Origin of the sequence: Prevotella sp. AM23-5 (assembly GCF_003473645.1) — a bacterium.
Taxonomy (GTDB): domain Bacteria; phylum Bacteroidota; class Bacteroidia; order Bacteroidales; family Bacteroidaceae; genus Prevotella; species Prevotella copri_A.
The window spans coordinates 1-8,150 of the sequence record NZ_QUCG01000104.1; the positions used below are offsets into that span (position 1 = coordinate 1).

At 39.9% G+C, this 8,150-nt stretch carries 6 protein-coding genes; 4 read left to right on the forward strand and 2 right to left on the reverse strand.

The features are described 5' to 3' along the window. The coding region (locus DW657_RS15900) for a toprim domain-containing protein (protein WP_118313396.1) at positions 1-675 on the forward strand (675 nt) is incomplete at its 5' end. 191 nt (positions 676-866) lie between these two features. Next, the gene (gene mobV, locus DW657_RS15905) at positions 867-2,213 is read left to right on the forward strand and encodes a MobV family relaxase (protein ID WP_118313397.1); all 1,347 of its coding nucleotides are present in this window, start codon (positions 867-869) and stop codon (positions 2,211-2,213) included. 84 nt (positions 2,214-2,297) lie between these two features. Here mobV and DW657_RS15910 read toward each other — a convergent pair whose 3' ends face one another. After that, a complete protein-coding gene (locus tag DW657_RS15910) occupies positions 2,298-2,789 on the reverse strand; it encodes a hypothetical protein (RefSeq protein ID WP_068856620.1) in 492 nt (163 codons plus the stop codon). Between the two features lie 9 nt (positions 2,790-2,798). After that, on the reverse strand, positions 2,799-5,222 hold the full coding sequence (locus tag DW657_RS15915) for a hypothetical protein (protein WP_118313398.1): 2,424 nt from the start codon (positions 5,220-5,222) through the stop codon (positions 2,799-2,801). A gap of 960 nt (positions 5,223-6,182) precedes the next feature. Between DW657_RS15915 and DW657_RS15920 the strand changes: the two genes are divergently transcribed. After that, complete coding sequence (locus DW657_RS15920; RefSeq protein ID WP_118313399.1) at positions 6,183-7,073, forward strand: hypothetical protein; 891 nt, start codon at positions 6,183-6,185, stop codon at positions 7,071-7,073. Between the two features lie 23 nt (positions 7,074-7,096). Further along, entirely contained in the window at positions 7,097-7,972 is an 876-nt protein-coding gene (locus DW657_RS15925) for an AAA family ATPase (protein ID WP_118313400.1), read from the forward strand. The last annotated feature ends 178 nt before the right edge of the window (positions 7,973-8,150 follow it).

The window sequence follows — 8,150 nt, forward strand, 5'->3', positions numbered from 1 at the left end:
CCGACCGACTTTTCTTTCCCTCAGCAAGCTTCCGAGCCGAGTTTTGAGAGATTGGAGGTTAGGGAACTCAACCACCCTGCACTCCTACGCTATCTGAGCGAGCGGAATATTGACCTGTGCATCGCCCGAAAGGAATGTGTGGAACTCCACTTCTCGCATAATGGCAAGAACTACTTCGCCATCGGCTTCAAGAACAAGTCGGGCGGTTACGAGGTTCGTAACCGATTCTTCAAGGGTTGCATGTCCCCCAAGGACATCACACATATCCGACAGCAAGGCGAGCCAAGAAGCACCTGCTATGTGTTCGAGGGTATGATGGACTACCTCTCGTTTCTCACGATACGAGTGCAGAAATTCCCGACATATCCGTCATTGGAGGCACAGGACTATGTAATACTCAACTCCACAAGCAACATGGACAAGGCTATTGACATCCTCCATGACTACGAACGCATCAGTTGTCTGCTCGACAACGATGATGCAGGACGCAAGGCAACGGCAGCCATAGAGAATGCACTCGGCTACCGTGTGAGGGACGCATCCTACTTGTACAGTGAATACAACGACTTGAACGACTATCTGTGCGGAGTTAAATCCAAACAGTCGGTACACCAAGTACAGCCTGTTAAGCGAACCGTTCCACCTCGGAAGAGAGGCGCAGCCTTGGGCATGTGATGTGTTTTCTGCCCCAATGGCTATTCTGAACGGAAAAGCCATAGCTCAATAGGGCGTTTTCTTGACGCAGTGGCACACCACCGCTAAAAACACCCATTGAGCAAAAGGGGCATCCCCTTTTGAAACCCCGTGAGTCATGCGCAGGGCGCAATGCGGCAAGCGGAATTGTATAACTCAAAAACAAGTTTATTATGGGACATTTCAGTTTGGATTTCAAGAAGGCGAAGGGCAGCTCGGACGCAAGGGAATCAGACCACATCGAGCGCAAGGTGATACCCGACAACGCCGACCCGACAAGAACACACCTCAACCGTGAGCTTGTCAAGATGCCGAGCGGTGTGTATGGTCGTGACGAAGCCATCGCCCACCGCATCAAGACGGCAGGCATCAAGCGCAAGATAACCAATGACCAGGTGAGGGTGATTAGAACCGTGCTGTCTGGAACGCACGAGGACATGATGAACATCGCAGCCAATGGTCAGCTTGACGATTGGTGCAACGACAGCTTGAAGTGGTTGCAGGACACATTCGGCAAGGAGAATGTCGTGTCGGTGGTTCTCCACATGGACGAGCACACGCCGCACCTCCACGCCTCCATCGTTCCGATAGTGACAGGCGAGCGGAGAAAGGCGAAGAACAAGACAGCGGAAGAAGGCAAGCGGACATACCGCAAGAAAGCCAATGCCGTGAGGCTGTGTGCCGATGATGTGCTCAACCGTGACAAGATGGTTGGCTATCACGACAGTTATGCGGAAGCCATGGGCAAGTATGGCTTGAAGCGAGGTGTCCGTGGATCGGATGCGAGGCATACCACCACGGCACAGTATTACCGCAACATCAAGCGAGAGACGGAGAGACTTCAAAACTGCATGAAACTGTTGCAATCTGATGTGGAGGAAGCGGAGCGACTGCTCAAACAGACCAAGAGTGAAATCAACACAGAGAAACTACAGGCTGCCAAGACGGAAGCCAAGACCGCCCTTGTGTCGAAGATTGGTTCTCTTTTGGGCAGTGGAAAATTGAAAGAGGTGGAGCAACACAACCGAAAGTTGTGTGAGCTTGTGAAAGACCGAGAGCAATACATTGACGAACTCCATGAGAAAATACAGCGAATGGAGGACAGCCACAGCCAACAACTCGGCGAGATGCAACAGATACACCAAGCAGAGGTCGTAGAATTGAAGAGCAAGCACGCAACAGAAGTTTCTTTGCTCAATGACATCGTCCGCAAAGCCAAGCATTGGTTCCCGATGTTGGAGGCACGTTTGCAAATGGAAAACCTGTGCAGGAAGATTGGCTTCACCGTTGAGCAAATCGGAGTGCTTCTTACAGGAAAGGCTTTGAACTTTAGCGGTTCGCTCTATTCTGAGGAACACAAAAGAAAGTTCAATGTGGAGAATACTGAAATCAAGGTGTTTTCTGATTCTACCAAGCCGAACCAACTGTTTTTGTATATCAATAGACAGCCTGTTATTGAATGGTTCAAAGTACAATGGAATAAACTAAGACCGTTTAAAAGACAAATGATAAAATATTAGAGAAAGTGAGTTTGCAACTCATAATCATATTACTTTCATGCTGCATAACTTAAAAAAGAGACGGAAAAATTCCGTCTCTTTTAATTATTTGATACGCCCTTCTTTTCTGAGAAGATTGATAAATTTATTCCAACCTTCAGAACGCTTATCTGCATTTTGTTTTGTCTTTTCTAAATTCCAATAATTCGGATAATTATCGTTGAGATAGTATTTGCCATCCTTGTCGCAGAATAAAACCAAATCATCGTATGCACGATTCACTACGGGATTGATATTAGCTGCTATAATGAACAGTGTCTCAGATGAACTTTTTACACTTATTGATGCATAGATTGGGATGGATTTTATTTTATCATATTCCTTAAATTTGATTTCTCTTGTTTTTGGATTGAACCATGTAATATCTAAATCAGTAAAGGCTATTGAATCTTTATCTTGCACAACACTACCTGTATTCACTTGGCATATACCAAATAGTTGTGGTGATGTTCCCGTAAGAAAAGCATCTGTATTAGAGTTGCATGAACTAAATACAACCAGTACTGTCAATAATATGATACCCAATAATTTCTTCATTGTTTTATCCTATATAAGTTTATCTATTAATTTCTTGACATATTCTTTCAAGAATGTTTCTGGCAAAGGGGCTATATATGCACCTTTTTCATCATATTGCTTTTCTTTCCATTCCTGCTTAACTTTCTCGATAATATCTGCGTATTCCGTGAATAACGTACAGAACATATTATATGAGATTTCTTTTGCCACAGTTTTCTCTTTATTCACAAAGTACAATTTTGCAAAAAATAGAAAGGCCTCTTTTTTGTTCTTGCTACAGTAATCCATGAAATCTTTTCCTTCTGGAATTTCGATGAGAGAACTCGGATTGCTAAGAAGCTGGTGTTCTGGTGTCGAAATGGCTTTTTCCCATGCATTATATAATGCCGAAATCTTTGTGTCAGCAAACGAACTTGAGGAACGTGTGGTGATTTGATAAATTTTATTTTCTTGCTCTGGAGTAAGAGTAACTTCTTTAATAACGGTCAAACCTCTTTTAATAGATTCCTCAAATGTCAATTTGTTAGCAGTTGACAAGCCCCTTGTCGCCATTGTCGTTGGGTCATCAGAGACACTAGCATCACGATAATATGCAATGATTGAGCCATAAAGAGAGCCTGACAAGGCATCTCTTGGATGAAAAATACGTCTAGCTCCACCAGGTTTACTTTCCCAAGCATAGCCATGAGGTTGATTGTTTGCTGTTGCCCTACAAGAGAAATGCGTAACATCAGAAATTTTGTCACTAGTTGACCAAACTGCAATGACTCCATTACCAGAATGAGCACCGTCACGTGTATAAGCTATAGCACCAAAATATCGTTGAGGGGTATTGCCAAAATAAGCATCCCAACTATCCCATATATAAGGGGAACCATAATTTGGTCCAACAAGAGATGAAGAATACTTGTTCGCAGTTATACCGTTCCAAGTCCATCCGTAGGTTAAACCTCCAGCCCACGAGGCACAATTGTACACATAGGTGCCGCTTGCACTACTATATATGGCATCATTCGATTTTAAATTAGGAAAATCTTTAGAAAATCCATCACTATCTAATACCTGTTGACAAGAACCGTAAACATCACAATTGCCATAATATGCTCCGAAAGCACCGACACAGGTAACTAACATTCGATACCTGTCATTAGCCGAAGGCTTGGTCAAGCGGAGGCGAGCGTCATCAAACCACATTTGTTCCATTGGAGGAACATAGAAATAAGTTTCACCAAAGAATTTAACCTTTTTTGAACTCTTTTCTTCCAAATAAAAAGCTGGAATGCCAGAAGAATACGCTGTAAAATAATTTATTATACCAGTATTTGGAGAGTCCACATCAACAACATATCCTGCTACAGGAGTTTGAGAATTTAATATAGAACCATTCTGATAAACATTGATAAGTCCTTGCCTTCCTGTTGTTGTGGAAGCGTAAGAGCTGCTATAGGCACGAATAACCAAGTAGTAGTCTCCTGCAGGTAATGTTGCTGTTATCTGCGAATGGCGACCACGTCCAGAAGCATCATCATTGTAATATGAATAATTATGAGGGTCGTCTATCTTGTAGAGATACATCACAGGGTCAACAGAATAGAAATCATCCCCATCGATAGGTCCTGTCATAAATGTGTATGTTCCTTTGGTCAAAGATAACTTACGATGATAGGTATAGGTGATAGGCACACAGATTTTGTGTTGATAATTGCCATCAGGATTCTCTAATGTGCGAGGGGTTACTTGCCAATTATGCCCTGTTTCATAAGCAGAGCGAGTGATTGCTTTTTCTTCTGCTAACTTGCAAAGAAGGTTGTCAACCTTATCTTGATCTAACTTTTCATTGCCTAAATTCTTGGGAGCACTAATTTGCTTAATGAAGTCCTTATACATAGGGTCTTCTTTTAGTAATGCACTAGCTTCATCTTCAACCTGAATAGCATCGATTTCAGGATAATAAGGTGCATTGGCTGCAAAAGTTATTGTATTTTTCCCTGCAAATAGATGGATTTTACCACTATTTTTCAAAGAAACGAACTGCCATTCGTTGGAGGTGATGTCCAAATCATCAACGTACTCATTGTTTACCCAAACTTCTATCTTTTGAAGACTTTTCCCTTCATTGACACAAGCTGCCATAACATGAACGCCTAAGCACTTTTCTTGCTCAGACTCAGCATTTACCACGAAGCTACGAGTTAGCTTCTCGGCACCAATTCCAGTTCTTGTAGTAAGCAAAGATTGCTCGCCATCTTGACTTGAAAGATAAAAACTTTTACCCAAATAATCCGTAGTTGTAGCTTGTGTTTGGGTATCAATATTGCTACTAACGATAGACTTTTCTTCTTTCTGCTGATACGAAGCTAAGTCCAATTCAGAGTTACAGCCAACAAGAAGACTTGTGACAGCGATGGTCAAAATCGTTTTGCCATTGCAATGGAATACTTTTTTGTTCATGTTTGTAAAATTAAGGCCACTTAAAGTGGGGTGAATAAATAAAACATAAGTCTTGGTCAAACAGAATCTGACCTTGGTGACTCCAATTTACAATTCTAATTCATAAAAGCTACGAAAGAAACAAAATTTTAGTTGCCTCTATACGATAGCTTTTTACGCATTTCCATCGTAGCATAATTATTCTGAGACAATGCAAGTCTCATGCACCATGCTTTTTTTAAATTTATTTTCGCTGCAAATATAATGCAAAAAAACAAATAAGCAAAAGATTTGCTAATATTTGTTGTTGCTTTTAATGTTTTTTATAACAATCTTGGCATGTAAATTCCTTCTTTTTTGTATTTTTGCAGCCAAGAAGAGTTGTTTGACAGCAACTGTACGCAGATTGCAGAAATTAGGAATGTTGCTAAATCATTACCTCCATTGAGGTGAAACCGTTATAAATCGCTCATTTTTAGCTATTCGGCAGATTTTAGCGTGTTTTTGGAAGAAAATCAAGTTGTGTATGCAATAGTTTCTTTTCCAATGTTGGATAATTATAATGCTTGGTTTGATCAAAATTTAATTCATGAAGCATTGGCAAAACATCAAATAATTGTAAGAGCAACAAATCAGGCCAAAATATTGAATAAAAAGATTATTCTACTTTAGTGGTATCTTACTCGGATTACGCACGGAAGTTAGACGGATTAGACCTATTCGGTCTTGGACAGAAACCACATCGTTTAGGTTCCCACAGATATCACAGATTTCCACAGATTTTTTTGTCTATGCGGTCGGATAAAGGGCACGCAGATTTCGCAGATGACGCAGATTTTGACCTGTTCGGTTTGGGATTTCGCAGATTTCGGGAGATTTTGCTGATGACTTGCAGAATTCTTTCTTTTTTCTTGGTAGTTTCATAGAAAAAGCGTAATTTTGCATCTATAGTTAAACGTTTAAATTATAGGAGGATAGATTATGGTTGTTTATGTTGCAAACCCACTTTATGATGCAGTGTTCAAATACTTGATGGAGGATAATCGTATCGCTAAGACCATTCTGTCAGCATTGTTGAAGAAGAAAGTTATCGATGTGAAGATTCGCAGGAATGAATATGCAAATCTGACTCGTTGTGAATCTATCTCCATGTTCAGAATCGATTTCGCTGCTACTGTTTTAGATGAAGACAATCAGCCACATTTGATGTTGATTGAGCTTCAAAAGACTTGGCTGCCAACTGAGACTTTGCGTTTCCGCCGGTATCTTGCTCTGCAATATAACAACGAGGAGAATATGCGGAAGGAAGAGCATGGAAAGTATGCTATTCCTATGGTTGCAATCTACCTCCTTGGACATTGTGTCGGTGAGATAGAAGAACCTGTTATATATGTCAACCATCATGCTTATAATTATGATGGTAAAAAAGTAGAGGCGGGAATTCCTGATCCTTTTGTTGAGAGTTTGCAGCATGATAGTATCATAGTGCAGATTCCTTTGTTGCATGGTAGGGTTAACAATCGCTTAGAGAAGGTTCTTTGCTTGTTTGACCAGACGAATGTTGCGGATAATAAAAAGGTGATCAAGGTTGATGATAAGCAGTTTGAGGGTGACAATGATATGGAATATATTGTTCGTCGTCTTCAATCGGCTGCAGCTGATCCTGATATGAGGTATCAGATGAATGTTGAGGATGAATTCTTCTCAATCTTAGAAGAAAAAGATACCCTAATAATGCAATTGAATGAATTGAAGGAGAAGGATGAGATGCTTCGTAAGATGATTAAGGGAATGCAGGAAAATGGCATGTCGCTTGATGAAATTGCTAAGATGTTGAATAAGACAGTGGATGAAGTAAAACAGATTCTTTAGGTAGTATCTTGTAATTGGCAGTTATGAAGATAAAAAGCATAAAGATAGAAGAATTATATGGTAAGTATGATTTTGACTGGAATTTACGCAGTGATGTAAATATTATAGCAGGCGATAATGGCTCATATAAAACTACGCTGTTGAATATTATAGCTAGTTTATGTGAGCCAAATAGCGTACCTGAAAGATATATTCTTAAGGGAGCTATTTTGGAAATGACAGAAGAGATTTCTGTAAAATTTCGTATTTCTGATCTTACTCTAAACGCTAGTGTTATTTCGATTAAGCAAGGTAAGAGTAAGTTATCTGTTGGCAACTTTAAGAAACTTCGTATATTCAATAAAATATCAACATTTGATGTTCCTGCACTGAAAAATGAAATGAGTAGTGTCTTGGATCAACAATTGGAAGTTCTTGAAAGTGAATATGCATATTATTTGTCAGATCTTTCTAAACAGCTTTGTGATATTATTTACCAAGCGGGAAAAGTTGATATGGAAGATATGAAAAAAATATATGCGCACAATGATATGTTTATTGAGATTGTCAATGAAGCTTTTAAACGTACAAATAAAACTGTTGACACAACGAAAAGTAAATTGCAATTTAAGATAGGGGACGAATTGTTGGAAAGTAATAAGCGTTTATCTTCTGGTGAAAAGCAGTTTATAATCGTTATGCTTGCGATTTTGTTGCAGCGTAATCAAGAGAGCATTTTGATCATGGATGATCCTGAAATATCGATGCACTTGGATTGGCAGAGAAATTTGATTAACAATATTCTAAAGTTGAACCCAAACTGTCAGATTATATTAGCTACGCATTCTCCTGGTATCATTATGGATGGATGGGAACAACAGGTTACTAATATTTCTGATTTGATTTCTATTTCTGATTAGATTTTGTATTCGTATATGACAACCTTTTTCGTAAAGGTTTACGAAATATAGATATAGACCTATTCGGTCTTTGAATTTCGCAGATTTTGACCTGCTCGGTTTGGGATTTCGCAGATTTCGGGAGATTTTGCTGATAACTTGCAGATTTCTTTCTTTTTTCTTGGTGGTTTCGAGGAAA

What these genes read in the sequence shown, in the direction of transcription:
- DW657_RS15925 (WP_118313400.1), top strand. Translation starts at nt 7,097, where the DNA reads ATGAAGATAAAAAGCATAAAGATAGAAGAATTATATGGTAAGTATGAT.
- mobV (WP_118313397.1), top strand. Translation starts at nt 867, where the DNA reads ATGGGACATTTCAGTTTGGATTTCAAGAAGGCGAAGGGCAGCTCGGAC.
- DW657_RS15920 (WP_118313399.1), top strand. Translation starts at nt 6,183, where the DNA reads ATGGTTGTTTATGTTGCAAACCCACTTTATGATGCAGTGTTCAAATAC.
- DW657_RS15910 (WP_068856620.1), bottom strand. Translation starts at nt 2,789, where the DNA reads ATGAAGAAATTATTGGGTATCATATTATTGACAGTACTGGTTGTATTT.
- DW657_RS15915 (WP_118313398.1), bottom strand. Translation starts at nt 5,222, where the DNA reads ATGAACAAAAAAGTATTCCATTGCAATGGCAAAACGATTTTGACCATC.